At 45.7% G+C, this 26,969-nt stretch carries 26 protein-coding genes; all 26 read right to left on the minus strand.

The genetic code is table 11. The features are described from left to right. Positions 1–35 precede the first annotated feature (35 nt). Entirely contained in the window at positions 36–1,340 is a 1,305-nt protein-coding gene (gene trmFO / locus VP98_RS09100) for an FADH(2)-oxidizing methylenetetrahydrofolate--tRNA-(uracil(54)-C(5))-methyltransferase TrmFO (protein ID WP_046175066.1), read from the minus strand. 141 nt (positions 1,341–1,481) lie between these two features. Beyond that, a complete protein-coding gene (topA, locus tag VP98_RS09105; protein ID WP_046175067.1) occupies positions 1,482–3,560 on the minus strand; it encodes a type I DNA topoisomerase in 2,079 nt (692 codons plus the stop codon). A gap of 203 nt (positions 3,561–3,763) precedes the next feature. After that, positions 3,764–4,642, minus strand: coding sequence for a DNA-processing protein DprA (dprA, locus tag VP98_RS09110; protein WP_046175068.1), 879 nt, complete (start codon positions 4,640–4,642; stop codon positions 3,764–3,766). A 66-nt stretch (positions 4,643–4,708) separates the two neighbouring features. Continuing rightward, complete coding sequence (gene sucD, locus VP98_RS09115) at positions 4,709–5,611, minus strand: succinate--CoA ligase subunit alpha (RefSeq protein WP_046175069.1); 903 nt, start codon at positions 5,609–5,611, stop codon at positions 4,709–4,711. A 34-nt stretch (positions 5,612–5,645) separates the two neighbouring features. Next, the gene (gene sucC, locus VP98_RS09120) at positions 5,646–6,806 is read right to left on the minus strand and encodes an ADP-forming succinate--CoA ligase subunit beta (RefSeq protein WP_046175070.1); all 1,161 of its coding nucleotides are present in this window, start codon (positions 6,804–6,806) and stop codon (positions 5,646–5,648) included. 155 nt (positions 6,807–6,961) lie between these two features. Further along, positions 6,962–7,237 (minus strand): EscU/YscU/HrcU family type III secretion system export apparatus switch protein, encoded by a 276-nt coding sequence (locus VP98_RS09125; protein ID WP_046175071.1) that lies wholly within the window; start codon positions 7,235–7,237, stop codon positions 6,962–6,964. After that, entirely contained in the window at positions 7,234–8,991 is a 1,758-nt protein-coding gene (locus tag VP98_RS09130; protein WP_046175072.1) for a hypothetical protein, read from the minus strand. The genes VP98_RS09125 and VP98_RS09130 overlap by 4 nt, the downstream gene beginning before the upstream one ends. 20 nt (positions 8,992–9,011) lie before the next feature. After that, positions 9,012–9,776 carry a ribonuclease HII gene (locus tag VP98_RS09135; protein WP_046175073.1) on the minus strand — a complete coding sequence of 255 codons (765 nt, stop codon included), beginning with the start codon at positions 9,774–9,776 and terminating at the stop codon, positions 9,012–9,014. A gap of 70 nt (positions 9,777–9,846) precedes the next feature. Then, complete coding sequence (ylqF, locus tag VP98_RS09140; RefSeq protein WP_046175074.1) at positions 9,847–10,701, minus strand: ribosome biogenesis GTPase YlqF; 855 nt, start codon at positions 10,699–10,701, stop codon at positions 9,847–9,849. 24 nt (positions 10,702–10,725) lie between these two features. Further along, complete coding sequence (lepB, locus tag VP98_RS09145) at positions 10,726–11,265, minus strand: signal peptidase I (RefSeq protein ID WP_046175075.1); 540 nt, start codon at positions 11,263–11,265, stop codon at positions 10,726–10,728. Between the two features lie 96 nt (positions 11,266–11,361). After that, positions 11,362–11,709: a 50S ribosomal protein L19 gene (rplS, locus tag VP98_RS09150; RefSeq protein WP_046175076.1), complete on the minus strand. Its 348-nt coding sequence runs from the start codon at positions 11,707–11,709 to the stop codon at positions 11,362–11,364. A 113-nt stretch (positions 11,710–11,822) separates the two neighbouring features. Then, a complete protein-coding gene (gene trmD, locus VP98_RS09155) occupies positions 11,823–12,569 on the minus strand; it encodes a tRNA (guanosine(37)-N1)-methyltransferase TrmD (RefSeq protein ID WP_046175077.1) in 747 nt (248 codons plus the stop codon). Continuing rightward, positions 12,566–13,087, minus strand: a complete 522-nt coding sequence (rimM, locus tag VP98_RS09160; RefSeq protein ID WP_046175078.1) for a ribosome maturation factor RimM — start codon at positions 13,085–13,087, stop codon at positions 12,566–12,568. Before rimM ends, trmD begins: the two co-directional genes overlap by 4 nt. A 4-nt stretch (positions 13,088–13,091) precedes the next feature. Beyond that, positions 13,092–13,481, minus strand: coding sequence for a YlqD family protein (locus VP98_RS09165; protein WP_046175079.1), 390 nt, complete (start codon positions 13,479–13,481; stop codon positions 13,092–13,094). 81 nt (positions 13,482–13,562) lie between these two features. Further along, complete coding sequence (rpsP, locus tag VP98_RS09170; protein ID WP_046175080.1) at positions 13,563–13,835, minus strand: 30S ribosomal protein S16; 273 nt, start codon at positions 13,833–13,835, stop codon at positions 13,563–13,565. Between the two features lie 102 nt (positions 13,836–13,937). Continuing rightward, complete coding sequence (ffh, locus tag VP98_RS09175; RefSeq protein ID WP_046175081.1) at positions 13,938–15,287, minus strand: signal recognition particle protein; 1,350 nt, start codon at positions 15,285–15,287, stop codon at positions 13,938–13,940. A gap of 12 nt (positions 15,288–15,299) precedes the next feature. Continuing rightward, entirely contained in the window at positions 15,300–15,614 is a 315-nt protein-coding gene (locus tag VP98_RS09180; RefSeq protein ID WP_046175082.1) for a putative DNA-binding protein, read from the minus strand. 90 nt (positions 15,615–15,704) lie between these two features. Next, positions 15,705–16,721 carry a signal recognition particle-docking protein FtsY gene (gene ftsY / locus VP98_RS09185; RefSeq protein ID WP_046175083.1) on the minus strand — a complete coding sequence of 339 codons (1,017 nt, stop codon included), beginning with the start codon at positions 16,719–16,721 and terminating at the stop codon, positions 15,705–15,707. A gap of 20 nt (positions 16,722–16,741) precedes the next feature. Continuing rightward, on the minus strand, positions 16,742–20,299 hold the full coding sequence (gene smc / locus VP98_RS09190; protein WP_046175084.1) for a chromosome segregation protein SMC: 3,558 nt from the start codon (positions 20,297–20,299) through the stop codon (positions 16,742–16,744). Positions 20,300–20,316: 17 nt separating this feature from the next. Beyond that, on the minus strand, positions 20,317–21,051 hold the full coding sequence (gene rnc / locus VP98_RS09195; protein ID WP_046175085.1) for a ribonuclease III: 735 nt from the start codon (positions 21,049–21,051) through the stop codon (positions 20,317–20,319). A 213-nt stretch (positions 21,052–21,264) separates the two neighbouring features. After that, a complete protein-coding gene (gene acpP / locus VP98_RS09200; RefSeq protein ID WP_046175086.1) occupies positions 21,265–21,498 on the minus strand; it encodes an acyl carrier protein in 234 nt (77 codons plus the stop codon). 59 nt (positions 21,499–21,557) lie between these two features. Further along, complete coding sequence (gene fabG, locus VP98_RS09205) at positions 21,558–22,301, minus strand: 3-oxoacyl-[acyl-carrier-protein] reductase (RefSeq protein ID WP_046175087.1); 744 nt, start codon at positions 22,299–22,301, stop codon at positions 21,558–21,560. After that, complete coding sequence (gene fabD / locus VP98_RS09210) at positions 22,298–23,245, minus strand: ACP S-malonyltransferase (protein WP_046175088.1); 948 nt, start codon at positions 23,243–23,245, stop codon at positions 22,298–22,300. The genes fabG and fabD overlap by 4 nt, the downstream gene beginning before the upstream one ends. A gap of 7 nt (positions 23,246–23,252) precedes the next feature. Beyond that, the gene (gene plsX, locus VP98_RS09215) at positions 23,253–24,245 is read right to left on the minus strand and encodes a phosphate acyltransferase PlsX (protein ID WP_046175089.1); all 993 of its coding nucleotides are present in this window, start codon (positions 24,243–24,245) and stop codon (positions 23,253–23,255) included. Next, positions 24,229–24,819 carry a transcription factor FapR gene (gene fapR / locus VP98_RS09220; RefSeq protein WP_046175090.1) on the minus strand — a complete coding sequence of 197 codons (591 nt, stop codon included), beginning with the start codon at positions 24,817–24,819 and terminating at the stop codon, positions 24,229–24,231. The genes plsX and fapR overlap by 17 nt, the downstream gene beginning before the upstream one ends. An 87-nt stretch (positions 24,820–24,906) precedes the next feature. Then, positions 24,907–26,964, minus strand: coding sequence for an ATP-dependent DNA helicase RecG (recG, locus tag VP98_RS09225; RefSeq protein WP_046175091.1), 2,058 nt, complete (start codon positions 26,962–26,964; stop codon positions 24,907–24,909). Positions 26,965–26,969 lie beyond the last annotated feature (5 nt).

A 26,969-nucleotide genomic window follows, 5' to 3' on the forward strand; every position in this document is an offset into this window, starting at 1 on the left:
ATGATAACATAAGTTAGCAGCCCTTCGCAAGAAATTTACAAACTTTTCGAAAAAGTTTGAATTGTTTCTAAAGCACGCCCAGCAAGTGCTTCATATCGTTCTTTTTTCCCTTTAATTTTGACCGGCAATGCTGGAAACAAACCAAAGTTCGCATTCATCGGCTGAAAATTATCAGGTGAAGTATGAGTAATATAGTGGGCCATACCGCCAATAGCCGTTTCCTGCGGTGCTGTGACAGGGTCTTTGCCCAGGGCAATTCTGGCAGCGTTAATGCCTGCCATTAAACCGCTCGCCGCTGATTCCACATACCCTTCCACCCCCGTCATTTGTCCGGCGAAAAACAGGTTTGGCCGATCTTTCAGCTGATATGTCGGCAACAGTGCTTTCGGTGAATTAATAAAGGTATTTCGGTGCATAACCCCATAACGAACGATCTCGACATTTTCGAGGCCTGGAATAAGCTGAAGCACTTCTTTCTGCGGTCCCCATTTTAAATGAGTTTGAAAGCCTACAATATTATAAAGTGTTCCGGCCGCATTGTCCTGGCGAAGCTGAACGACTGCATATGGGCGTTTTCCAGTCCGCGGATCTTCAAGCCCTACCGGTTTCATCGGTCCGAACAGCATGGTTTTTTTTCCTCTGCCGGCCATTACTTCGATTGGCATGCATCCTTCGAAAAAGATTTCCTTTTCAAATTCTTTTAAAGGCACTGTTTCCGCGGAAATAAGGGCTTCATAGAAACGGTCAAATTCTTCTTCATTCATCGGGCAGTTTAAATAAGCTGCTTCTCCTTTGTCATAACGTGACTTTAAATACGCTACGTCCATATTAATGCTGTCTTTCTCAACAATTGGTGCAGCTGCATCATAAAAATATAAGTATTCTTCGCCTGTCAGTGCCTTAATTCTTTCAGCAAGGCCGCTCGTTGTTAATGGCCCTGTCGCAATAACGGTAATCCCTTCTGGAATTTCGGTTACTTCTTCATTAATAACTGTTACATTTGGGTGGTTTTTTACCCGCTCCGTTACATGTCCCGCAAATTCATGCCGGTCCACCGCGAGAGCTCCGCCAGCCGGAACCGCACATGCATCAGCAGAGCTGATAATTACGGAATTTAAACGGCGCATTTCTTCTTTTAATACACCGACTGCATTTGTCAGGCCATTTGCACGCAATGAATTGCTGCAGACCAGCTCGGCAAATTTATCTGTATGGTGGGCCGGCGTTTGCTTGACAGGTCGCATCTCATATAAACGAACCTGAAGACCGCGCTCGGCAATTTGAAAAGCGGCCTCGCTTCCCGCAAGCCCGGCTCCGATAACATTAATTGATTGAGTCATTTTATTTCCCCCTGCTTTAAAGGTACGTACCTATTATATCCTTTTAGCATTTTACACTACCTCGTTATAGAAAAAAAGAAAAATGTTTTTTTCAAGCGAAGAACCGCCTGGCTGTCTTTCCTCTCAGGCGGTCTTCTTTCTTTATGCTTGAGGCTGTTCTTTGTAGTCACATTCAGTACATTGAATCTGTACACCTTTTTTAAGCTTTTTCTCTACAAGCAGCTTGCCGCATTTTGGACAAGGGCGTTCAATCGGCTTATCCCAGGAAAGAAAATCGCATTCCGGGAACCGGTCACACCCATAAAAAATACGCCGCTTTTTACTTTTTCTTTCTATTATATTGCCTTCCGAGCATTTCGGACATTTTACACCGATCTCTTTTACAATGGCTTTTGTGTTCCGGCAGTCAGGAAAGTTGCTGCATGCCATGAACTTTCCATAGCGTCCCATTTTAAAGACCATTTCATGTCCGCATTTTTCACAGTCTTCGCCAGCAGGCTCATCTTTTATTTCAACCTGCTCCATTTCTTTTTCTGCTTTTTCCAAATGCCCCTCGAAGCCTTTGTAAAATTCATCGATAACAGCAGCCCATTCTTTGATTCCTTCTTCTACGTTATCGAGATCCCGCTCCATTTTAACTGTAAATTCCACATCAATAATATCCGCAAAAAATTCAACCATTAACTCATGAACAATGGTGCCAAGCTCAGTTGGAACAAAGCGCTTATTATCTAATGCTACGTACCCTCTTTTTTGAATGGTGTCGAGTGTCGGCGCATAGGTGGATGGACGTCCGATTCCTAATTCTTCAAGTGTTTTTACAAGCCGTGCTTCTGTGTAGCGGGGCGGCGGCTGGGTAAAATGCTGCTTTGGATCGATCGCTCCTGATTGTACTTTGTCGCCATTTTCAAGGTTTGGCAGAAAGTTATCTTTTTCTTCTTTTGCATCGTCTGATCCTTCTACATATACTTTCATAAAGCCTTGAAACTTCACTTTTGATCCTGTTGCCCGGAACATCACATCCCCATTAACAATATCTGCGCTTACGGTATCCATTACCGCAGCTGCCATTTGGCTGGCAACAAATCGTTCCCAGATAAGCTTATATAGCCGAAGCTGGTCGCGGGATAAAAAATCCTTCAAGCCAGATGGTTCACGAAGGGTGCTCGTTGGCCGAATCGCCTCATGCGCGTCCTGGGCATTTGTTTTTTTCGGCTCTTTTTTTTGTCCCAGTTCTTTCGCATAGTCTTTGCCGTATTGAGAAACGATATAATCCAGGCTTTCTGACTGAGCCGTTTCTGCGACCCGTGTTGAATCCGTTCTCATATACGTAATCAAGCCAACCGTGCCTTCTTTTCCAAGGTCAATCCCTTCATATAACTGCTGGGCAAGCATCATCGTTTTTTTAGCCCGAAAATTCAATTTTCGGGCAGCTTCCTGCTGAAGGGAGGAAGTTGTGAAAGGCGCTGCCGGGTTCCGGCGCCGTTCTTTTTTAGTTACTGATTCTATCGAGAACTGGTTCCCTTTAATCGCCGCCAGTACCTTTTTAACATCTGCTTCCGATGCCAGTTTTTCTTTTTTTCCATTCAGTCCGTAGAAAGAAGCACTGAAGGTGTCACGTCCCTTTGTAAATTCCGCATCAATTGTCCAGTATTCTTCCGGCACAAATGCTTTAATTTCATTTTCGCGGTCAATAATCAGCCGAAGAGCGACTGACTGTACTCTTCCCGCACTAAGCCCTTTTTTGACTTTTTTCCATAGCAACGGGCTGATGTTATAGCCCACAAGCCGGTCTAAAATACGGCGCGCCTGCTGGGCATCTACCAAGTCCATATTGATTGGTCTTGGATGTTTAAAAGACTCTTTTATAGCATCTTTCGTAATTTCATTAAAAACGACCCGGCAGTCGGAAGATGTATCAATATTTAATGAATGAGCTAAATGCCAGGCAATCGCTTCTCCTTCGCGATCCGGGTCAGCCGCTAAATAAACTTTCTTCGCTTTTTTCGCAGCGGTTTTCAGCTCTTTTAAGACTGGTCCCTTCCCGCGAATCGTAATATACTTTGGATCATAATTGTTTTCAGTATCTACACCCATTTGACTTTTCGGCAAATCCCGAACATGCCCCATTGATGCCCGTACTTTGTATTTCTTCCCGAGATAGCGTTCAATTGTTTTCGCTTTCGCCGGGGATTCCACTATTACTAAATAATCTGACATAAAACAAAGCCTCCCCCGAAAGGTAAAATGAATAATTAGACATATTATTATGCGGATACCGCTTGTTTGTCAAACGTTTCTCTTTTACCTTGTTCCTTTTCATCCTCTGCATGTTACAAAACAGGACACGTTTTGTAAAATCATTCTGTTGCAAAATTTATATGATATTGACAGAAATTGCAACTGTTTTTAAAAAAAGTTTTTTATTCCTTCTTAATCTCTACTAAAATATCATCGGCACTGTGAACAATTTTGGCTCCATCCGCAATTAATGAATGCACCCCTTCGGAAAGAGGATGCATGATAGGTCCCGGTACGGCGAATACCTCAATTCCTTGCTCCATGGCGAAAGCAGCAGTGATCAGCGATCCGCTTTTCTTTGCTGCTTGAACGACAAGCACACCTTTAGACAACCCGCTTATAATTCTATTTCGAGCCGGAAACTGCCATTTTTCGGGTCTTTTATCCGGTGCATATTCGGATAACAGCAATCCTTGTTTTGATATTCGCTGAGCAAGCTCTCTGTTTTCCCGGGGGTAAAAGTGCTTGAAACCTCCCGCAATAACGGCAATGGTCCGGCCTCCTGCCTGCAGGGCTAATTCATGTGAAAAAGCATCAATTCCCCTGGCAAGCCCGCTTACAATCGACACCTTCTTTTCTACCAGAGAGGGAATAATGACTTGAAGTGCTTCTTTTCCATACTGGCTGCCGTTTCTTGAACCAACAACTGCGAGCATTGTTTCGTCAGCCAATAAATTGATATTTCCCATCGCAAACAAACCCCAGGGCGGCTGTGGAAGCCGCTTTAATTGATCCGGGTACAATTTATGATAAATGGGAATAAAAGTTGATGAGAGCTCTCTTAGAGATGTGCACAGGTGATTGGTGGATAAGGAGCAGAGGTTTTGCAGAATGAGGGCTGCTTGCTGAGTGGACCTTCCGGTAATATGAGCATATTCTTCGCTGGACATTCGCGAAAGCGAGGTCAGGTGAGGATCATTTTTTAATAATAAGTATTGGTCTTTCCAGGTGATGTTTTCGCAATATTGCAGCTTCAGCAGCCACTTGGTTGTTTCATCCATACGCTTTTTCTCCTTTTATTCACACAAAATGAGACGCCTGATTTCACCAGGCGCCTATTTTTATGATTAATGTGTTTTACATTCGTCCAAAAGTCCTTTTTCTTCAAGAACTTTTATCAGGGTTTCACCCATGACAGATGGCGTTTCCGCTACTTGAATGCCGCATTCGTTCATTACACGGATTTTTTCATCAGCTGTACCTTTACCGCCAGAAATAATTGCTCCCGCATGTCCCATGCGTTTTCCTGGAGGCGCTGTGCGTCCGCCAATAAAGCCGACAACAGGCTTCGTCATATTGGCTTTTACCCACTCGGCTGCTTCTTCCTCCGCTGTTCCACCGATTTCACCAATCATGATAACAGCTTTTGTTTCCGGATCTTCATTAAATGCTTTTAATACATCAATAAAGTCTGTTCCATTTACCGGATCACCGCCGATACCGACAGCCGTAGACTGGCCAATGCCTGCCTGAGTAAGCTGATGCACCGCTTCATACGTAAGCGTTCCGGAGCGTGATACAACGCCTACATGGCCTTTTGTATGAATATAACCTGGCATAATGCCGATTTTGCATTCTTCCGGTGTAATAACACCCGGGCAGTTAGGCCCGACAAGGCGGGTTTTCTTGCCCTGCATATACCGTTTTACTTTTACCATATCAAGAACGGGAATATGCTCTGTAATACAAATAGCGAGATCCAGCTCTGCATCAACCGCTTCCAAAATCGCATCCGCTGCAAACGGAGCAGGAACATAAATAACGGATGCATTGGCTCCTGTTTCTTCCACCGCTTCTTTTAGCGTATTAAATACAGGCACACCTTCAACTTCTGTGCCGCCTTTACCGGGAGTAACGCCGCCGACGATCTTTGTGCCGTACTCCAGCATTTGTTTTGTATGAAAAAGGGCCGTCGAGCCCGTAATTCCCTGAACAATTACCTTTGTATCTTTGTTAATAAATACACTCATGCCTATACCTGCCTTTCTATTGTCAACATCCTGATTATTTTACAAGACTAACGATTTTTTGCGCGCCATCTGCCATTGAATCTGCTGAAACGATATCAAGGCCTGACTCGTTTAAGATTGCTTTACCAGCATCTACGTTGGTACCTTCCAAGCGGACAACAAGAGGTACTGACAAGCTCACTTGCTTAGCAGCTTCTACAACACCTGTTGCAATAACGTCACATTTCATAATTCCGCCGAAAATGTTGACAAAAATTCCTTTTACATTTTCATCAGAAAGAATAATTTTAAACGCTTCTGTTACTTTCTCAGCTGTTGCGCCGCCGCCAACATCAAGGAAGTTAGCCGGATCGCCGCCGTAATGCTTGATAATATCCATTGTTGCCATTGCAAGACCTGCACCATTTACCATACAGCCGATGTTGCCGTCAAGCGCGATATAACTAAGGTCATATTTAGAAGCTTCAATTTCTTTTGCATCCTCTTCCTCAAGATCACGGTATTCTAAAATGTCTTTATGGCGGTACAGGGCATTTGAATCAAAGTTTAATTTTGCATCAAGCGCCATTACTTTGCCGTCTCCTGTTACAACAAGCGGGTTAATTTCCGCAATTGAGCAGTCTTTGTCGACAAATGCCGTGTAAAGGCTCATCATGAACTTCACTGCCTGGCCGACAAGCTCTTTTGGAATGTTGATGTTGAACGCAATACGGCGGGCCTGGTACGGGCTGAGGCCTGTCACTGGATCAATGTACTCTTTAAAGATTTTTTCGGGTGTTGCTGCTGCTACTTCTTCAATTTCCGTTCCGCCTTCTTCAGAGGCCATTAAAACAACCTGAGAAGTCGCCCGGTCTAATACAAGGCCAATATAGTATTCTTTTTTAATATCGCAGCCTTCTTCAATAAGAAGGCGCTTTACTTCCTTGCCTTCCGGGCCGGTCTGGTGTGTAACCAAAACTTTTCCGAGAATTTCTTCTGCATATGTACGTACTTCGTCAAGATTCTTTGCGACCTTTACTCCGCCTGCTTTTCCACGGCCGCCCGCATGAATTTGTGCTTTGACAACGTTTACTGCTGTGCCGAGTTCTTTTGCCGCTTCAACCGCTTCCTCAACGGAAAAGGCAACCTTCCCATTCGGCACGGCAACGCCGTAGCTTCTGAGAACTTCTTTCCCTTGATACTCATGAATATTCATCTTCCAGCCTCCTATCGATCTCAAAACATAGTCTCATTGCAAAACAGACTGCGACTTCATTGTAGAGAAAAAAAGAATTTATGTCCAGTTTTTGAACATAAAAAATCCGTTCTTTTTTTCAAGAACGGAAAATTTCTGCTTAACGCTTACAATGTTTATTTATCAAGGTGCCTGTCAAGGCGATACACGAAAGCAAACACTTCAGCAACCGCCTGATACAAGTCTTCCGGTATCGCTTCATTTATTTCAAGCTGGCCGAGCAGCTCAACGAGACCGGGATCCTCCTGAATAGGAATATTGTTTTCTTTTGCTGACTGAATAATTTTATCTGCAATCAGACCTTTTCCTTTTGCTTTTACTACAGGCGCCCCGGCTGAATCGGGATTATAAGAGAGAGCTGCTGCCTGCCTGCGGTTGTTTGGCCGGCTCATATGCGGATATCCACCTCCGTATAGCCCTCATCCTCCATAATGCGGGCAAGCGGCGGCTTTAATCCTTCTTTTGCTTCCTTGCGGGTTGGTTCTTTGAACTGGATGCCTGACAGCCGGTAGCCTCCTGCTTCTAAGGCTTCTTTTAACGAATCTGCCGCCTGCCCGCTTACTTTTTTTAAAAATGCCGGAGAAGCTTCTGCTAGAATTGTAAGGTGAATAATACGGTTTTGCACCTGCATATCAATAACAGTGTTTCGCAGATTCGGCATTTCTACATAAAATAATACACGGCAAAAATCAGCATCAATTTTCCCATCCGGTTTTTTTCTTCCCTGCCACTTAATTGTCACATCTCCTCTAAATTCCCCGAATTGAAGAGGAGACTGCATCACCAGCTGCTGGAGCGGTCCGGATTCAGTCGATAAGATGTGCTGGGCATTTAAACGTCCGACCAGCTGTTCCGCTGCTTCTCTTACAGGAGCCGGCATTGTCTCTGCCATTAGTTTAATAAGTTCCTGCTTGACTGTCTGCGGGGGTTCTTCCGGCCCTTTTAGAGCAAGCACTGCTTCATGGTCAACGCCAAGAAAACGAAATGCTTCACGAAAGGGCGGTGATTCCTTCGGCGGGAACACATCTGTTCCAAGCAGTATCGACATTCGTGCTGCCGCACGGTCGGGAGCCGACACAGCAGCTGCAGCGGCTATTTGAAAAAGCTCCGAGACCGCCTTTGCATCAGGGAATCTTCCTGGCTTTAGCCCTTCTGCCAGCTCTTCTGCCTGCTGCACGACCGCTTCGCGATTAGGGTGCTGGATCGGGACAGCCAGGGATACCGCTTCTTTAAACGCAGCAATTGACCCTGCTGAAACAGGCCGTTCTGCCAAATGAATGAGGGCTTCTTTCATTTTTTGAATGGGTCCGCCTCCTTGACCTCCTTCTTTTTGAAGAGTTGAAAGGTTTTTAACAACGGCAGCGAGCAATTCCTCGGTTCCCTCCTTTGTGACGGCAGCATTCGGCATTACTATGCTGCGGAGTTCGTTTGCTGCTTCTCTTGCCGCTGGACCGGTGCTTTGCAGAGCATGCACAAGCTGAACCGTTTTGCTGTTTATGCTTTCTTCTCTGGCACCTCCCTGAAAAAGCTTCGGATTAAGAAGCCGTTCAATAGCGGCCAGGGCTGTTTTGCCTTCACCGCCCGCCGGTAACATTTGCTGCAAGGCGGCCATTTTATCGGTCAGTGAATCCGCTGAGCGGGCGGCCGTGAGCGAACGAAAAATTTGTTCATTCATAGGGAGGTTACGGCTCATCATAAAGCGGATGGCTTCCATTCCATCTTCCAGCCCCGATTTTCCGAGCCAGCCGGAGACGGTTTGAATCAATCCTTTGGATAAGGATCTTCCGCTTTCAAGCGCATATGCCGTAAAAGCAGCCGCTTCTTTTGAGGCAGGAAGCTGCAATTTTTCAAGCAGTGCAGATGCCTGCTCAGACGACCCTTCCATCGGTGTACTGCTGCCCAAGACACGAAGGCGTATCCCTTTATCCAAAGAAGCTACTTGAAAAAAATAGCGTTCTCCTGTTTTTAGCGGAGCTTCCAGCTGAGCCGTTATTTTTTGTCCGAAAACCGCGATTTCAGCCATCTGGCCCGGCAGCAATGTGACTGCTTTTCCAGTGAAAATCTGTCCTTCTTTTACTGTTTCAATTCCACCGCTCCCTGGTTGTTTATTTAGAGCTGGTTGTATCGCCTGCCGGCTGATCTCCATATGTCTTCACCCCGCTTTTCTTACAGCATATCCTTTACCGGCGCAAATGTTTTGCGATGCTGAGGTGTAACTCCATGCTCCTGCAATCCCTTTAAATGCTCTTTCGTTCCATAACCCATGTTTTTTTCAAAGCCGTACCCCGGATATTGGGCTGCATACTGTTTCATCAGCCGGTCACGCGTTACCTTGGCTACAATGGAAGCAGCAGCAATAGAAGCACTTTTCGCATCTCCTTTAATGATTGATTCCTGCTCGATTGGAACAGGCAGGGCCATAGCATCAACCAGCAGATAGCCGGGCTGTTCAGGCAGTTCATTTACAGCCTGAATCATCGCTTTTTTGGCTGCTTCATAAATATTAATTTGATCAATGGTTTCTGCACTGACAATTCCTATTCCCACAAACGCTTTTTCAGTGATTAGTTTAAATAATTCATTTCGAACGGATTCATTCAGCTTTTTTGAATCGTTGAGACCCTCTGGCAAAAATCCTTCAGGTAAAATACAGGCTGCCGCTACAACCGGCCCGGCAAGCGGTCCTCTTCCTGCTTCATCAATGCCTGCGATTAACTGCTTTCCCTGGCTTATCGCTTTGCGTTCAAAAAACATAATCTGATCCAGGCGCTGCCGCTCTTCCTCCTGTTTTTGAAGCCGGCGCCTGCACGCTTTTAAGGCAGCTTGAACACCGCTTCGTGAATCCAGGTCCCACTGAGCCAGTTTTTCATCTTCCAGTGATGTAACCAATAGAAGCTGTTCTTTTATCCGGGCGATTGTTTCTTTTTTCATTTTTCCGCTCCTCCTATTTTTATCGGCTATGTATCATTTTTTTTCATACAAAAAGCGCGAAGGAAACCCTTCACGCTTTTTCGGGCGGGACATCAAATGTAAGCCGGCCAAACTGCATGGTACGCACGTCACGGATAATAATATCTGTTACTTTGTCATAATCAATCCCGCCGCCCGATGATAAAGCACCCCGCCGCTCGCCTATTTGATCAAAAACAGCTGCCATATCATCTGGCAGTTCCTGATATCCATACCGTTCCTCCAGCCTGGATGGATATTGTCCTTCTAAAAAGCGCAGCCCCCAGATTGCTACATCCTGCAAATTTAAAATAGAATCTTTAATGGCACCGGTCAGCGCCAGTTTATAGCCAATCTCCGGATCTTCAAATTTCGGCCATAAAATACCGGGTGTGTCGAGCAATTCGAGGTTTTTAGCGGTTTTGATCCATTGCTGTGCTTTTGTCACCCCGGGCATATTACCGGTTTTGGCAATATTTTTTTTGGCAATGCGGTTAATCAGCGTTGATTTTCCGACATTTGGAATGCCGACTATCATTGCCCTCATCGCCCGTGGTTTCATACCGCGGGCGCGCATCCTGTCAAATTTTTCTTTTAAAATCTGCTCTGCCGCTTTTACAATTTTATCAAGCCCATTGCCGGCCTGGGAGTTAACAGAGACCGCTTCAATTCCCTGCTCTTTAAAATAAGCGATCCAGTTTTTAGTAGCAGCCGGGTCTGCCATATCCTCTTTATTTAATATAACAAGACGAGGTTTTTGGTTTAAAATTTCATCAATCATCGGATTTCGCGACGATAAAGGCAGCCGGGCATCAACCAGCTCAAAAATAATATCTACGAGCTTTAATTTTTCCGTTACCTGCCTTCTTGCTTTAGCCATATGGCCGGGAAACCATTGTATTGTCAAGCTTGTACAGTCCTTTCAGTCTGTTTAGTCTACGAGATGGATCTGGTCAAACGGCCAATAGACGAATTTGGTTTCACCAACAATTTCATCTATTTTAATGGTTCCAATGTGGCGGCCGTCTTTACTAAAGCGCCGGTTATCGCCGAGAACAAAAATCTCTCCTTCTGGCACTGTTTCCTGTCCAATTATATCGACAAGTGTAAAGTCCGGCGTCAGAGGTCCATCGGTCACTTCGCTTTTGTACTGATCCAAGTATGGCTCATCTATTGCTTTACCATTCACATATAATACATCATCTTTATATTCGACTGTTTCGCCTGGCAGCCCGATGACCCGTTTTATGTAATCTTTTTTTTCCGGCGCATGAAAAACGACGATATCAAAACGGTCCGGATCACCAAGTTTGTTCACAATCATCCGGTCTCCGCTTTCAAGCGTCGGCATCATAGAAAGCCCATCAACTACAATCGGCGCGAAAATAAAATACCGGATAAGAGCAGCAAGCCCGACTGCAATTAACAGTGCTTTTGTCCATTCCCAAAATTCATTTTTTCCTTCAGCCATGCTGGCACCACCTTCATTCTAAGTACATCTATCATATCATGATGAATGGAAAATCTGAAAGAAAAAGGAGCCTGCAAGCAGACTCCTTTTAACATCTTAGTTTCTGATTTCTTTAATGCGCGCTGCTTTACCGCGTAGGTTACGCAAGTAGTACAACTTCGCACGACGAACTTTACCACGGCGCATAACTTCGATTTTCGCGATTTTCGGTGTATGAAGCGGGAATGCACGCTCAACACCCACTCCGTAAGAAATCTTACGTACAGTGAAAGTTTCGCTTACGCCGCCGCCGCGACGCTTGATTACTACGCCTTCAAATACCTGAATACGCTCACGTGTACCCTCAACAACTTTAACGTGTACACGAACTGTGTCTCCCGGACGGAATGATGGAAGATCAGTACGAAGCTGCTCCTGTGTTAACTCTTGAATAAGCTGGTTCATTGTGTTTTCCTCTCCTTCTAACGAATGCTCATATTCGCACAACCACGACAGCGGAACATTGTTTAATGCAATGTGTTATTTTACACACTGACTACGAAATTCTATCATATATTTTATGTTAAATCAACTTGTTTTTCTGCTTCCCACGACTCAATTTGCTGTTTTTCTTTCTCTGTTAATTCGATGGAGGCTAATAAATCCGGCCGCCGCTCCCACGTTCTTTTCAATGATTCAGTACGGCGCCATTCCTCAATGTATTTATGATTTCCAGACATAAGTACGTCCGGAACTTTCATTCCTCTGAAATCCGCAGGGCGTGTATAATGCGGATGCTCCAGCAGGCCGGATGAAAACGAATCCTGGGGCGCTGACTGCTCATTGCCAAGCACGCCCGGCAGCAGTCGGACTACACTATCTGTTACTACCATTGCTCCAAGCTCGCCGCCAGTCAGCACATAATCTCCAATTGAAATTTCTTCCGTGACCAGATGCTGGCGCACCCGTTCATCATATCCTTCATAGTGGCCGCATAAAAAGATTAAATGTTTTTCCCTGGCGAGTTCTTCCGCTTTTTGCTGTGTGAACCGCTCGCCTTGCGGACACATAAGAATAATGCGGGGGTTTTCCGCCGTTTTTGTCAGATCAGCAACCGCATCGAAAAGCGGCTGCGGCTTCAATACCATTCCGGCACCGCCGCCATACGGATAATCATCGACAACTTTATGCTTTCCTTCCGCATACTCCCGGAAGTTGACAGCCCGAAGAGATGCTTTGCCTTTATCTGACGCTTTTTTCATAATAGAGGATGAAAAAACTCCGTCAAACATTTCTGGAAACAGCGTTAAGATATCAATTTTCATTCAAAGAGACCTTCCATCGGCTCAATGATAATTGTTTTCTTATTTATATCAACCGACTTCACAATATCATCAATGTATGGAATGTAATATTCTTTGCCGCCGCCTTTCACAACCCACACATCGTTAGCACCGGGTGTAAGAACTTCAGCAACCTTGCCGACCGGGTCGCCGGACATGGTTTGCACCTCACAGCCGATAATTTCATGGAAGTAAAATTCTCCTTCTTCCAAATCACCGAGGTAGTCTTCATGCACCTTTAACACAGCTCCTTTAAACCGCTCCACATCCTCGATCGATGGATGCCCTTCAAAGGTGAGTAAATCAAAGTTTTTGTGTGTCCGGTGCGCTGCCACAGTCACTGGTATTCCTGTTCCATCCTTATTGTCCGGCTTAAAAACAGCAAGCTCGCTTCCCTTTTTATACCGCTTTTCCGGAAAATCAGTTTGCGACAGCACTTTGACTTCTCCGCGCAGGCCATGGGTATTTACTATTTTTCCGACATTAAACCACTTGCTCATTTCTTCACCCCTCGGTGCGAATTTCGATGATAATGCCATCTTTTACTACAATGGTTCCTCCGTTTTTTCCATCAAAACGGCTCCCCACTTTTAGTTCTGCAATGGATTGGATTTCCCGTTCTTTTAATTCAGTTCCAAGCGGAAGCTGGTCGAGCTGGCTCATTTGAAATTCTAAAACAGATATTTTTTCATGGCGCCGGTCAATTTCAATTTGAAATCTTGCTGCCGCTTCCGCTTGCTTCGTACCGCCGCGCTCCGCTTTTTTCTTTTCAAATAAAAGCTGGGCAGTTTCCCGTTCAAGCTGGCGCTTTTGCTGTTTGTATGCATCCATCCGGGTTTGTTTTAATGCTTCTGTTACTACTTGAACAACAGATACAGTTTGTAAAACATGCATCCCCACCGCTCCTTTACCTGGAACAAAAATGGCAATTCCCCAAAAGAATTCTCTTTTGGGGAACTGTTATATTGCAATAGCTTACTTGCTGTATTTTGCATTGTGGAATTTTTCCAAAATGCCTTCTTTAGAGAAAAGATTGCGAACAGTGTCAGATGGTTTCGCACCATCTTGAAGCCATTTAAGCGCAAGCTCTTCGTTGATTTTTACTTCTGCCGGCTGAGCAACCGGATTATATGTTCCGATTGTTTCAATTGAACGGCCGTCACGCGGCGCGCGGGCGTCAGCTACTACAATACGATAGAATGGGGATTTTTTTGCACCCATACGTTTTAAACGAATTTTTACTGCCATGCTAATAAGCACCTCCGAAATAGTTTCACACAAGATAGAATCATATCAAATAGTTCGAATGTTGTAAAGTGTTTTTTCTTTACAGTTTGAATCTAATTTACATTACATAAAAGGAAGTTTGGGCATGCCGCCTTTTTTCTTTCCTTTTTGCTGCATAGCGGACATTTGCTTCATCATTTTTTTCATGTCTTCAAACTGTTTTAACAGCCGGTTTACTTCCTGAATGGTCGTGCCTGAACCACGTGCAATCCGCTTGCGGCGGCCCGAATTAATGATCTCAGGCTGCTGTTTTTCTGCTGCTGTCATAGAGCGAATGATTGCTTCAACACGGCCAAGCTGTTTTTCGTCAACCTGCACATTGTTTAAGCCTTTCATTTTGTTCGCACCCGGCAGCATCTTTAAAAGCTCGTCAAGCGGCCCCATTGAACGGACCTGGCCAAGCTGGTCTAAAAAATCATCAAATGTAAAAGACATTGTCCGCATTTTTTTCTCTAGCTCTTTTGCTTTTGCTTCATCTACATTGGTTTGTGCTTTCTCGATAAGAGACAGCACATCGCCCATACCAAGAATACGGGACGCCATGCGTTCGGGATGAAACTGTTCAAGCGCGTCCAGCTTTTCCCCCATCCCGACGAACTTAATCGGTTTTCCGGTTACAGAGCGGATCGAAAGCGCTGCTCCGCCACGTGTATCACCGTCAAGCTTCGTAAGCACGACTCCGGTTACGCCAAGCTGCTCATTAAAGCTTTCCGCAACTGTGACAGCATCCTGCCCGGTCATTGCATCAACAACAAGAAAAATTTCTTCTGGCGAAGAAAGCTCTTTTATTTGTTTAAGCTCACCCATTAATTCTTCATCAACATGAAGACGGCCGGCTGTATCAATCAGCACATAATCCAAATGCTCGTCCTTCGCTTTTTGAATTGCCTGCCTGGCAATTTCAACCGGGCTTTCCTGGTCGCCAAGTGAAAAAACAGGCATATCAAGCTGCTTTCCAAGCGTTTGAAGCTGTTTAATCGCCGCGGGGCGGTACACATCAGCCGCCACTAAAAGCGGCTTCCTGTTATATTTTTTACGCAGCAGATTCGCAAGCTTGCCGGTTGTTGTTGTTTTTCCGGCCCCCTGCAGGCCAACCATCATAATAACAGTTGGCGGCCGCTTTGCAGTGCCGATTCGGCTTTCTTCGCCGCCCATTAACTCCGTTAATTCCTCTTTAACGACTTTGATCACCTGCTGGCCGGGTGTTAAGCTTTTCATCACTTCCTGGCCTACAGAACGCTCACTTACTTTTTTAACAAATTGCTTAACGACTTTAAAGTTAACGTCTGCTTCCAGCAAAGCAAGACGCACTTCCCGCATCATTTCTTTCACATCAGCTTCGGATACTTTTCCTTTGCCGCGAATTTTCTGCATTGTACCCTGCAGTCGTTCGGCCAATCCTTCGAATGCCATCATGCAGCCCCCCTATTCAAGCTCCTCAATTGCCTTGATTATTGTCAGCATGTTTTCATCAGCTCTTTTTTTCAGCTGATTGATTAACACCTGGCGTTCTTGGAATTTTTTTAGCAGCATTAACTTTGCTTCATATTCTTCAAGCATTGCTTCTGTGCGTTTTATATTATCATAGACCGCCTGGCGGCTCACCTCATATTCATCGGCAATCTCACCGAGCGAATAGTCATCCAGATAGTACAGGGACATGTAGCTGCGCTGCTTGTCGGTTAGAAGCATCTGATAGAAGTCATACAGATAGTTCATCCGCATTGTTTTTTCAAGCACGGCCGCCCCTCCTTTGTTAAGTGAAAAACCTTTACACTAAAACAGTGTAACTCCTTGTGTTCTTTCTGTCAAGAACAGGATCGTACCGCTTTATTCGGCTGTTTCTTCCTCAGGCTCTGCTTCTCTTTGTTCAAATGCCTGTGCAAATAAACCGTAGGCATACTTTTCTGCATCAAATGGCTGCAGATCATCCATTTTCTCCCCGAGGCCGACAAATTTCACAGGCACCCCGAGCTCTTTTCGAATGGCAAGAACAATACCGCCTTTCGCTGTTCCGTCCAGTTTTGTCAGAATGATTCCGGATACATCTGTTGCTTCTTTGAATGTTTTTGCCTGCACAAGTGCATTCTGGCCGGTTGTGGCATCTACAACAAGCAGCACTTCATGCGGAGCATCCGGGATCTCCCGCTCAATTACACGTTTTACTTTTTGAAGCTCGTTCATTAAGTTGACTTTGTTTTGCAGGCGGCCTGCTGTGTCACATAGCAGAATATCCGCCCCGCGGGATTTTGCCGCACGTACCGCATCGTACATGACAGCGGCCGGGTCTGATCCTTCCGCCTGCTTGATTACATCTACTCCGGTTCTTTCTCCCCATACCTCAAGCTGCTCAATTGCACCGGCACGGAAGGTATCGCCGGCTGCCAGCATCACTTTTTTTCCTTCACTTTTAAATTGATGGGCAAGCTTGCCGATTGTAGTCGTTTTTCCGACTCCATTAACACCAACAAACAGAATAACAGACAGGCCGTCCTGAATATTTAACTCCGACGAAGTTTCGCCTTCCCCTGCATAAATTTCAACAAATTTTTCCGTGATAATTTCCCGGAGTGCTTCCGGCTCATTTGTATTCCGGCGCTTCACTTCCATTTTCAGCTCGTCAATCAGTTCCATAACGGTATCAAAGCCGACATCTGCACCGATTAAAATTTCCTCAAGCTCTTCAAAAAAGTCCTCATCTATTTTTCTGTAGCGGGCAAACAGGTTGTTCATTTTTTCAGAAAAACCGGATCGTGATTTTTTTAATCCTTCCGTGTATTTTTCAGCAGTTTGCTCCTGTTCCTGAGAACCGGAAAACTTATCTTTTAATTTCTTAAAAAAGCTCATCGATTTCTTCCTTTCTTTCGTTATGTGACTGCCGCTTCCTCCAGCCTTACTGATACAAGACTTGTGACTCCCGATTCCTGCATAGCAACGCCGTACAGGGCATCAGCTTCTTCCATTGTCTGTTTGCGGTGTGTAATGACAATAAACTGTGTTTGTTCACTGAATTGTTTTAAATAGCGGCTGAAACGGTGGACATTCGCTTCGTCAAGCGCCGCTTCCACTTCATCTAAGATACAAAACGGCACTGGCCGTACACGTAAAATGGCAAACAATAGGGCAATGGCTGTCAGCGCACGCTCGCCGCCTGAAAGCAGGCTTAAATGCTGCAGTTTTTTCCCGGGAGGCATCGCTGAAATATCGACACCTGCATTTAAAATGTCTTTCGGGTCTGTTAGTTTTAATTCTGCCCGGCCTCCGCCAAACAGCTGTGTAAATGCCGGCTGAAACTCAGCTTTAATTGCCTCAAATGTCTCTGAAAACCGGCGGGTCATTTCACTGTCCATTTCGTTCATAACATCTCGAAGCGTGTTTTTCGCTTCTTCCAGATCTTCTTTTTGGCCCCGCAGAAACGCGACCCGTTCAAATGTCGTTTCGTATTCCTCGATTGCCCCGAGGTTTACATCGCCGAGCTCTTCGATGGCTCTTTTAATCAAGCGTACCTGCCGTCTTGATTCTTCAACCGGATGAAGCAATGGATAGGAACGCTTGGCTTCTTCAAATGAAAGGCCATATTGTTCATTTAACTTTTGCAGCCATGTGTCAATTTCTACATCTAACCGGGCAATGGCTACATCATGCCCGCGCACTGATTCTGTTAAACCTTTAAGCAGGCGGCGCGACTCCTGCAGTGAGGCCGTTTCTTCCTCAAGGCTTTTTGCTTTGTTGTTTCTCTTTTCTTTATACGAGGCAATTTGTTTTATAAGGCGGTCTTTTTCAGCAGCCTGGTCTTCTGATTGCTGTGCAAGTGTTACGCCGGTTGTGCCGCTGTCAGACTGTTCACTCCTCAAGAATAAAAGCTCTTCTTTCAGCTGCTTCAATTGTGCTTGAATTGTCAACCACTCTGTACTCAGCCGTTGTTCCTGCTGGTCACTGTACATAAGCTGTTCTTCAAGTACGGCTATTTTAGGGCGCAGGGCATGCACCTGCTCTGTCAGCTGGGTCCGCTCCGACACAGCTGTTTTTTGCTGTTTTTCAATTGAAGCAATTTGCGTATCCAGCAGTTGAATCGCCTGCTGCTTTTCGGCTAAAAGGCGGGCCGCTTCCTCTTTGCGCTGCTCGAGACGGGCTTTCTCTTCCTGAAATTCTCTTTTCTCTGCGTCATATACTGCAAGCCGGTCATTAATAGACTGTTCATTAAACGACCATTCCAGCTGCTGATTTTTTGCTTCCTGAAGCCCCTGGCGGTACATCTCGCCCTTTTCCTCTAGCTGGCTGACAAGACGGTCACATTCTGCAGCTCGGACCTGGAGGACTTTCACTTCCTTTTCCGCCTGGACTGTTTTTTGTTCCATCTGTTCAACTTGCTCTTTTAAGGATTCCAGCTCATTTTTACGGCCAAGCAGTGATGCGCCCGTTTTTTGAGCTGAGCCCCCGGTCATCGAGCCGCCGGCATTTACAACATCACCTTCAATTGTAACGACACGATAGCGGTGATTCATTTTGCGGGCAATGTGGTTTGCTTCTTCAAGTGACGCCGCAATAATCACATTTCCAAGTAAATGCCGGGCTGCCCGTGCATACCGCCCATCATAGTCCGTTAGTTCTGCGGCCGTACCGAGAAAACCTTTTTCATGGCGGACAAGCGCTAATGTATGCTCGGGGATGGACTTTTCTTTTATTGCCGATAAAGGCAAAAATGTCGCCCGTCCCGCTTTATGCTGTCTTAAAAACGCAATCGCTTTTCTGGCAGCCGCCTCATCGGTGACGACAATGTGCTGCAAGGCTCCGCCGAGGGCTGTTTCAATCGCCAGCTCATATTGCTTTGGAACCTGGATCAATTGAGCGGCCGCACCGATCACGCCGGGCAGGCTGCCATTTTTCTCTTTTAAAACTTCTTTTACACCAGAATAGAAGCCTGAATAGTCTTCTTCCATTGATGCTAAGAGATCGCGGCGGGATGCTGCTTCCTGCAGAATTTGGTATGCCTTGTATAAACCGTTTCGTTTTTTTTCAAGAGTTTCTTTTACTCTGTCCCGTTCCCGCCTTGCTTCATGGTAAGCGCCGGTGTGTTCGTTCAGCTTTTGCTCTGCTGCCAGGCGGGCTTTTTCGATTTGTTCCTGCTCCTGCTGAAGAGCGGCCCGTTCTGATAAATACTGATCATTATGCCCGCCAAGGCGCTCAAACCGGGCAGACAGCCTTTCAAGCTGCCGGTCAATTTCAACCAACTCATTCTTAGCTGCTGCTTCTTTGCTTAAATGGTCAATATAATCTGATTTCAGGGAATCAAGCGTTTCAGCACTTTTTTCCGACAGCGCATGCAGCAGGGCCTCTTTTTCTTCTGCTTTTCTTTTTAACAGTTGAAGCTCCTGCTTTTTCTCCCCGGAAAGCTTTTCGGCTTCTGCCAGTGCCTGCTTTAATTGAGCTTCTTTTTCTTCTGCCGCCTTTATTGATTGAGCAAGCCTTTCCTCGTTATAGGAAGCATTTTTTTGGCGTTCGTCCATTAAGCGCCGTCTGCCCTCAATTTTCTCCAGCGATTCGATAACAGCCATCAGTCCCTGCTGCGCGGATTCTTCTTCAATGGCGAGATGCTTCACTTCCTGTTCCAGCGCCTGAATACGCAGCTCTGTATTCTCTGCCTCTTTACTAAAATAGGAGATTTGCTGTTCCTGATGCTGGCGGTCTTTTTTCCGCTCTTCCCATTCTGCATGCGACTCGGCAATATCATATGCCCAAACTGATACTTCCACTTCTTTTAACTCGGCTTTTTTCTCGAGAAAATCTTTTGCGGCAGCCGCCTGAATTTCCAGCGGTTCGATCCGCTGTTCCAGTTCATATAAAATATCCTGGACACGGCTGACGTTTTCTTCTGTTTCGGCGAGCTTTAATTCCGCCTGCTTCTTACGGGTTTTATATTTGAGTACTCCGGCAGCTTCTTCAAAAATAGACCGTCGTTCTTCGGGACGGCTGTTTAAAATTTCATCAACGCGCCCTTGCCCGATAATCGAAAAAGCTCCCCGGCCAAGACCGGAATCCATAAACAATTCAATAATATCTTTTAAGCGGCAGCTTTGTTTATTAATGAAAAACCCGCTGTCGCCGTTTCGATTCACGCGGCGTGTGATACTTATTTCACTGTAATCAAGCGGAAGCGCCCCGTCCCGGTTATCGAGCGTAATGGTCACGTCCGCTTCATTCAGCCGCCTTCTCGAATCACTTCCCGAAAAAATCACATCTTCCATTTTGCCGCCGCGCAGGTTTTTAGCCGACTGTTCGCCTAACACCCAGCGAATTGCTTCGGTAATATTGCTTTTCCCTGACCCATTCGGCCCGACAACTGCTGTTACACCCGGCATAAAGTCGATGGTTACTTTTCCCGCGAATGATTTAAATCCCGCTATATCAAGCTTTTTCAGGATCATATTTATCCACCTGTCTTCTACTTCGATTGTTTTAAGTGCTCAAGCGCCATGCGCGCCGCAAACTGCTCTGCTTCTTTTTTCGAACGGCCGCTTCCGGTACCCAGTACAGTGCCATTCAATGAAACTTCCGTAATAAACTCTTTACTATGCGCCGGGCCTTTTTCTTCTAGTATTTGATACGATGGCGCCCCTTTTAATTCACGCTGGACATATTCCTGCAGCTGGCTTTTAAAATCCATTACATGAGAGAACGCCCCGGCACTGATTTTCGGAAAAACATATTTTTCAAGAAAAGGAATAACTTCTTCCATTCCCTGATCCAGGTAAAGTGCGCCAATATACGCTTCAAAAACATCGGCTAAAAGAGCCGGCCGCATTCTTCCCCCGGTCATTTCTTCGCCTTTTCCTAATAAAATAAGCCGGCCAAATTCGAGTTCGTTTGCAAACGTAACCAGTGATGGCTCACAAACAACGGCTGCCCGAAGTTTCGTCAGCTCTCCCTCTGACATAATAGGATACGTTTTATATAAAAACTGCGAAACAGTCAGCTCCAATACAGCATCTCCTAAAAATTCCAAACGTTCATTATCTTCATAAGGCTTTCTCCTATGCTCGTTTACATAGGAAGAATGGGTAAACGCCTGCTTTAGCAAAGATTCATTCCGGAAAACAATTCCTATTTTTTCCTGAAAGGCTTTGAATTCTGCATTTTTCCGCTCAGAATAGCGCTGCTCCCGATTTGTTTTTTTCATTATTGTTCCTCCGCAATGTTAAAATCCACACAAAAATAGTTTATCCGAAAAAAATGCATAGCGCAAAGAGAATTAAGCACCAGGCATTGGTTTATCCGCAGCACGTACAAAAAGAGCCTGGCAGGACATGATTTTTGCCCGGGGAGAGCCCGCAGCCGGAATAAAAAATAAAAAAAGCAGATCCGAAAAATCGGATCTGCCATTAATAGACGATTAGCTTTTGCTGTTTATGTACGTTACAGCGTCTCCTACCGTCGTAATATTTTCCGCATCATCATCGGAAATTTCCATATCGAATTCATCTTCGAGCTCCATTACAAGCTCAACAACGTCTAAAGAATCGGCTCCAAGATCTTCCTTGAATTTTGCATCAAGATTGATTTGAGATTCTTCAACACCAAGACGATCAACGATAATTTTCGTTACACGTTCTAATACATCTGCCACTGTGGTTCACCTCCCCTCAAGTATTATAGACGATTCAAAGCGGCAAAACACGCTTTTTCTTACATTGCCATGCCGCCGTCCACGCCGAGCACCTGGCCGGTAATATATTTAGCCCCGTCACTTGCTAAAAATGCAGCTGCGGCGGCGATATCGGCCGTGTCACCGAGTGTGCCCAGCGGAATTTGACTAATCAGCTGATCTTTCGCTTCTGCCGGCAATTCATCGGTCATGTCAGTAGTAATAAAGCCAGGGGCAATTGCATTAACCGTAATTCCTCTTGCAGCAAGCTCACGCGCAGATGCTTTTGTTAACCCAATAACACCTGCTTTCGCTGCCGTATAGTTCGCCTGTCCAGCGTTTCCAATTCGGCCGACCACAGAAGAAATATTAATAATCCGGCCGCTCCGCTGTTTCATCATTTGCCGGGTGACCGCTTTTGTACAGAGGAAAACTCCTTTTAAATTTGTATTAATGACATCATCCCATTCTTGCTCCTTCATGCGCATCATTAAGTTATCTCTTGTAATGCCTGCATTGTTTACTAAAATATCGAGACGGCCAAATTGGTCAACCGTTTCTTTTACCATCGCTGTAACAGCCTCGCTGTCGGCAATGTCACACTGTACGATGAATGAGCGCCGTCCCATCGCCTGAATTTCTTCAGCTGTTTCTTTTGCTTTTTGCTCACTGCCTGCATAGTTAACTGCTACATCGGCTCCAAGGCGTGCAAGCTCCAGTGCAATGGCTTTTCCAATCCCCCGTGATGCTCCTGTGACAAGCGCTGTTTTTCCCTCTAAGTTCATTGTCCATCCTCCTTGATCGCAGCCGCTGCTTTTGCAGCCGATTCTTCATCGCTGATTGCAAAAGTGCGAACGCGCCGGTTTACTTTTTTAATAAGCCCGGATAACACAGTACCTGAACCAATTTCAACAAACGTGTCGACGCCTAAATCAAGCATTTTTTGCACACTGTCTTCCCATAAAACCGGTGAATAAAGCTGTTTTACAAGGTTTTCTTTAATGGCTTCTGCATCACTAACCGGCTGTGCATCAACATTGGCAATAACCGGGATGCTGCTTGAGTGGATGTTTGCTTCTCTTAGAACAGCGCGCAGCTTTTCAGCTGCGGGCTTCATTAAAGGCGAGTGAAACGGACCGCTGACGTTCAGCGGAATCACCCGTTTTGCCCCCTTTTCTTTCAGCAGCCCGGAAGCTTGCTCCACACCCTCTTTTGAACCGGATATGACAATTTGCCCGGGACAGTTAAAATTCGCTGCCGCCACAATATGCCCTTCCTTTGAAACGCCGGAAACAACTTCTTCCAATAAAGCTCTGTCCATACCGAGAACAGCTGCCATTGCACCTTGTCCGGCAGGGACTGCTTCTTCCATCAAATTCCCGCGCTGGTGAACCGCCCGGACGGCTTCTTCATATGTAAGGGACCCGGCTGCCGCAAGAGCGGAATATTCGCCAAGGCTGTGGCCGGCAGTGTAGTCCGGCTTAATCCCTTCTTTTTCAAACCGCTTTAAAACAGCCATGCTTACTGCCAAAAGTGCCGGCTGCGCATTGGATGTAAGCGTTAGTTTTTCTTCCGGGCCGTTAAACATAATATCTGTTAAAGAATAGCCCAATTTTTCATCTGCTTTTTGGAGCATTTCTCGTATGTAAGGATGCTGATCTGCAAGGGATTTCCCCATTCCAACTGCTTGGGAGCCCTGCCCCGGAAATACAAATGCAATTTTCCCCATTGTTCTGTCATTCCTTCCCGCTGGCAATTTGTGATTCAATAATGGACGGCACGTTCGCCTGCGCCATTTTATGCGCCTGCTCGATTGCATGATAAAAAGCATTTGCATCAGAGGAACCATGCGCTTTAATAACCGGCGCTTTTAAGCCGAAAAGGCCCGCACCGCCATATTCCGCATAATCCATTTTGCTTTTCAGTCCGCGCAGCTCTTCTTTTAAAAGCAGGGCGCCTATTTTTGATTTGGCAGAAGCGGTTAATGCCGTTTTCAACATAGAAAATATAGAAAGCGCGCTTCCTTCAATTGTTTTTAATACCATGTTGCCGGTAAAGCCGTCTGTCACGACAACATCGGCAGCTCCGTTTAAAAGTTCCCGGGATTCAACATTGCCGATAAAATTCAACTCGGGTGTGCTGCTTAGCAGCTTGTAAGCTGCCTTTGTTAATTCATTTCCTTTTTTTTCTTCCGTCCCGATGTTCAGCAGTCCTACCCGCGGCTTTGAAACAGCGCGTACTTTCTCCGCGTAAACAGACCCCATTACGGCATACTGAAGCAGGTGCTCCGGTTTGGCGTCCGAGTTGGCTCCTGCGTCAAGCAGTACAAAACCGGCTCCATTAACCGTTGGAAGTGTAGGTGCCAGAGCAGGGCGTTCAATTCCTTCAATCCGGCCGACGATGAATAAACCGGCCGCCATAAGAGCTCCTGTATTCCCCGCCGACACGCAGGCTGCCGCTTCCCCGCTGGCCACGGCTTCTGCCATCATGACGAGAGAGGATTGTTTTTTGCGCCGGACAGCTCTTACCGGTTCATCCGTTCCAAGAATTAAATCGGGTGCATGGATAATTTCCGCCCTGCTTTCCTTTTCCAGAAGAGGCTCGATTTTTGTTTGATCGCCAAAAATCAGCAAATCCAAATCTGGTAACTCCTTTAACGCACGGTTGACACCAAGAATAATTTGTTCAGGTGCATGGTCTCCGCCCATCGCATCAATTGCCAGCTTCATTTTCTTCCTCCTTTTCTGAAGACGGCGCACGGAACATGGAGAATTCACCTCGAAAAACGAGGTCACTGCCCACAAAACTTGACACTTCCACAATGGTCCGCCCTTTCTCAGAACTTGTTACTTTTGCTTTGGCCACAACACGGCTTCCTTCTTTGACCGGCTGTGTAAATCGAATCTCTGCTTTTCCTGTCAGCGCCATTTCATCATTAATGACCGCTACAGCCAATGAATTAGCCTGGGCGAATAAATGATGGCCGCGCGCAATGCCATTTCGGGTAAATACATGCTCTCGCTGCACATCAAAAATCGAAATAGCACTTTTGTCCAGTTCAATATCAATAATTTCACCAATCACTTCCTCAAGGGGAAGAGACCGGACTTCATCTTTCATATTTTTCTCGGCTACATATTTTATACGCTCCCGCAGTTCAGGAATCGATAATTCCATACGGTCAAGCCGAATCGTCTGAACGCTTACGCTGAATTCCTGTGCCAGTTCTTCATCCGTTATAAACGGATTTTCTTGAATCGTTTTTTGCAAACGTTCCTGGCGGTCTTTTTTTGACTGTCTCATCTTCATCCCACCATCCGATATTAGGACTAGGTACTAAAAAACAGTATAAAGATAACAAAAAAAGAATGCAAGAGTTAACTTGCATTCTCAGTCAAGCTTTTCTCCAGCAAGAACCCCTGAATCAGTTAAAACCGCACGTAAATAGCGGTACTCTTCCCCTTTCCAGAAAGACGGATCATTGATCAGCTCCTTTGCATCCTCCCGCGCTGTTTCAAGTGCCCGGTAGTCGTGAACCATATCTGCCATTTTAAACTCCGGCAGGCCGCTCTGTTTCCGCCCGAAAAAATCCCCAGGACCGCGCAGCTCCAAATCCTTTTCACTTAAAACAAATCCATCATTTGTTTCTGTCATCGCAGTCATGCGCTCCTTGCCGGTTTCTGATTTTGGATCGGCAATCAGCATACAGTATGACTGTTCGGTGCCCCGTCCCACCCGGCCCCGCAGCTGATGAAGCTGGGACAGGCCGAACCGCTCCGCATCATAAATAATCATAACCGTTGCGTTAGGGACGTTTACCCCGACCTCCACTACTGTAGTTGACACTAAAATATTTAGTTCATTGGCGCTGAAGGATTTCATCACAGCTTCTTTTTCTTCCGAGCTCAAACGGCCATGCATAAGGCCGATTGTAAATCTTCCGTTAAAGTAGCTTGTTAATTGCGCATGTACATCAAGCGCATTTTGAAAATCCAGCTTTTCTGATTCTTCAATGAGAGGGCAGATTACATATGCCTGCCGTCCTTTTTCCAGTTCTTTTTCTGTAAAGTCTAAAACACGGCCCAGCATTTCTTCTTTTGCCCAGTAAGTTTCAATCGCTTTCCGGCCTGCCGGCATTTCATTGATAATAGAAACATCCATTTCACCGAAGACTGTAATAGCCAATGTTCGTGGAATAGGCGTGGCAGTCATAAACAAAACGTCCGGGTTTTCTCCCTTTGCCCGGAGAGTCCGGCGCTGGTTTACACCGAATCGATGCTGTTCATCTGTGATGACAAGCCCAAGGCTGTGAAATACTACATCATCTTGAATAAGTGCGTGTGTGCCAATTAAAATATCAATCTCACCCGCTTCAAGAGCAGCAAGCAGCGCTTTGCGGCGTTTTCCTTTTACCGTTCCTGTCAGCAGGGCGGTTGTAATGCCAAACGGTTCAAGCATATCATGCAGCGATTTGGCATGCTGCTCCGCTAAAATTTCTGTCGGTACCATTAAAGCGCCCTGGAATCCGGCTGTAACAGATGCATAAAGAGCCAGTGTGGCAACAGCCGTTTTTCCGCTGCCAACATCCCCCTGCAGCAGCCGGTTCATCCGGTACGGCGATTTCATATCTGCGCATATCTCGTTTACTGCTTTTTTTTGGGCATTTGTTAATTCAAAAGGAAGCGAATCAATAAGCTGCTTCAGCTTAGCAAGATCATATTTTTGAGCCATTCCCCCGGACTGTTCCCGAATCGTTTTGCGAAGCGCCTGCATCTTCAGCTGAAAATAAAAAAATTCTTCATATACAAACCGGCGGCGGGCTTGCTTCATTTCATTATGTGATACCGGGAAATGAAGGGCCCGAATCGCTTCTTTTCTTTCCATTAAGCGGTATTGCTCAATGAAACGCATAGGCAGCGTTTCTTCAATAAAATTTCCATAGAGATCGATTGCCTGCTTGACGAGCTTTCTAAACTGCTTTAGCGGAATGGCATTACGAAGTAAATAAACCGCCTCAAAGTCTGTCCCTCTCGAATATGCTCCTGTTTCAAGCAGCTGTCCTGATACTGCCAGCCGGTGCCGGTCCCATTTTCCGGTCACGGTTACCGTAGCGCCGGCCGATATTTTTTTCTTTAAGTACGGCTGATTAAAAAAAGTTACATTAATCAGGTGGGGGCCAGAAAGCATTTTAAACGTCAGCCTTGATTTTTTCTTTCCATAGTACATGACGGACGGTTCCGTTTGAATAACGCCTTCGATTGTTACCTTTTCATCATGTTCCGCTTCTTCGGGGCTTTTTAAGCGCATATCATCATAACGAGCAGGCACAAACTCTATTAAATCACCTACCGTCAATATTCCGATTGACGCAAGTGATTCTTCGGTTTCTTTCCCTGCACCTTTTAAAGCACTGACTGGCTGATTGAGCGGATGACCTGTTGCAGGCATTTCCC

Origin of the sequence: Domibacillus indicus (assembly GCF_000970685.1) — a bacterium.
Classification (GTDB): Bacteria; Bacillota; Bacilli; order Bacillales; family Domibacillaceae; genus Domibacillus; species Domibacillus indicus.

Excerpts from the sequence above, each read along its gene's own strand:
- trmFO (WP_046175066.1), bottom strand. The coding sequence starts at position 1,340 with ATGACTCAATCAATTAATGTTATCGGAGCCGGGCTTGCGGGAAGCGAG.
- topA (WP_046175067.1), bottom strand. The coding sequence starts at position 3,560 with ATGTCAGATTATTTAGTAATAGTGGAATCCCCGGCGAAAGCGAAAACA.
- dprA (WP_046175068.1), bottom strand. The coding sequence starts at position 4,642 with ATGGATGAAACAACCAAGTGGCTGCTGAAGCTGCAATATTGCGAAAAC.
- sucD (WP_046175069.1), bottom strand. The coding sequence starts at position 5,611 with ATGAGTGTATTTATTAACAAAGATACAAAGGTAATTGTTCAGGGAATT.
- sucC (WP_046175070.1), bottom strand. The coding sequence starts at position 6,806 with ATGAATATTCATGAGTATCAAGGGAAAGAAGTTCTCAGAAGCTACGGC.
- VP98_RS09125 (WP_046175071.1), bottom strand. The coding sequence starts at position 7,237 with ATGAGCCGGCCAAACAACCGCAGGCAGGCAGCAGCTCTCTCTTATAAT.
- VP98_RS09130 (WP_046175072.1), bottom strand. The coding sequence starts at position 8,991 with ATGGAGATCAGCCGGCAGGCGATACAACCAGCTCTAAATAAACAACCA.
- VP98_RS09135 (WP_046175073.1), bottom strand. The coding sequence starts at position 9,776 with ATGAAAAAAGAAACAATCGCCCGGATAAAAGAACAGCTTCTATTGGTT.
- lepB (WP_046175075.1), bottom strand. The coding sequence starts at position 11,265 with ATGGCTGAAGGAAAAAATGAATTTTGGGAATGGACAAAAGCACTGTTA.
- rplS (WP_046175076.1), bottom strand. The coding sequence starts at position 11,709 with ATGAACCAGCTTATTCAAGAGTTAACACAGGAGCAGCTTCGTACTGAT.
- trmD (WP_046175077.1), bottom strand. The coding sequence starts at position 12,569 with ATGAAAATTGATATCTTAACGCTGTTTCCAGAAATGTTTGACGGAGTT.
- rimM (WP_046175078.1), bottom strand. The coding sequence starts at position 13,087 with ATGAGCAAGTGGTTTAATGTCGGAAAAATAGTAAATACCCATGGCCTG.
- VP98_RS09165 (WP_046175079.1), bottom strand. The coding sequence starts at position 13,481 with ATGCATGTTTTACAAACTGTATCTGTTGTTCAAGTAGTAACAGAAGCA.
- rpsP (WP_046175080.1), bottom strand. The coding sequence starts at position 13,835 with ATGGCAGTAAAAATTCGTTTAAAACGTATGGGTGCAAAAAAATCCCCA.
- ffh (WP_046175081.1), bottom strand. The coding sequence starts at position 15,287 with ATGGCATTCGAAGGATTGGCCGAACGACTGCAGGGTACAATGCAGAAA.
- ftsY (WP_046175083.1), bottom strand. The coding sequence starts at position 16,721 with ATGAGCTTTTTTAAGAAATTAAAAGATAAGTTTTCCGGTTCTCAGGAA.
- smc (WP_046175084.1), bottom strand. The coding sequence starts at position 20,299 with ATGATCCTGAAAAAGCTTGATATAGCGGGATTTAAATCATTCGCGGGA.
- rnc (WP_046175085.1), bottom strand. The coding sequence starts at position 21,051 with ATGAAAAAAACAAATCGGGAGCAGCGCTATTCTGAGCGGAAAAATGCA.
- fabG (WP_046175087.1), bottom strand. The coding sequence starts at position 22,301 with ATGAACTTAGAGGGAAAAACAGCGCTTGTCACAGGAGCATCACGGGGG.
- fabD (WP_046175088.1), bottom strand. The coding sequence starts at position 23,245 with ATGGGGAAAATTGCATTTGTATTTCCGGGGCAGGGCTCCCAAGCAGTT.
- plsX (WP_046175089.1), bottom strand. The coding sequence starts at position 24,245 with ATGAAGCTGGCAATTGATGCGATGGGCGGAGACCATGCACCTGAACAA.
- fapR (WP_046175090.1), bottom strand. The coding sequence starts at position 24,819 with ATGAGACAGTCAAAAAAAGACCGCCAGGAACGTTTGCAAAAAACGATT.
- recG (WP_046175091.1), bottom strand. The coding sequence starts at position 26,964 with ATGCCTGCAACAGGTCATCCGCTCAATCAGCCAGTCAGTGCTTTAAAA.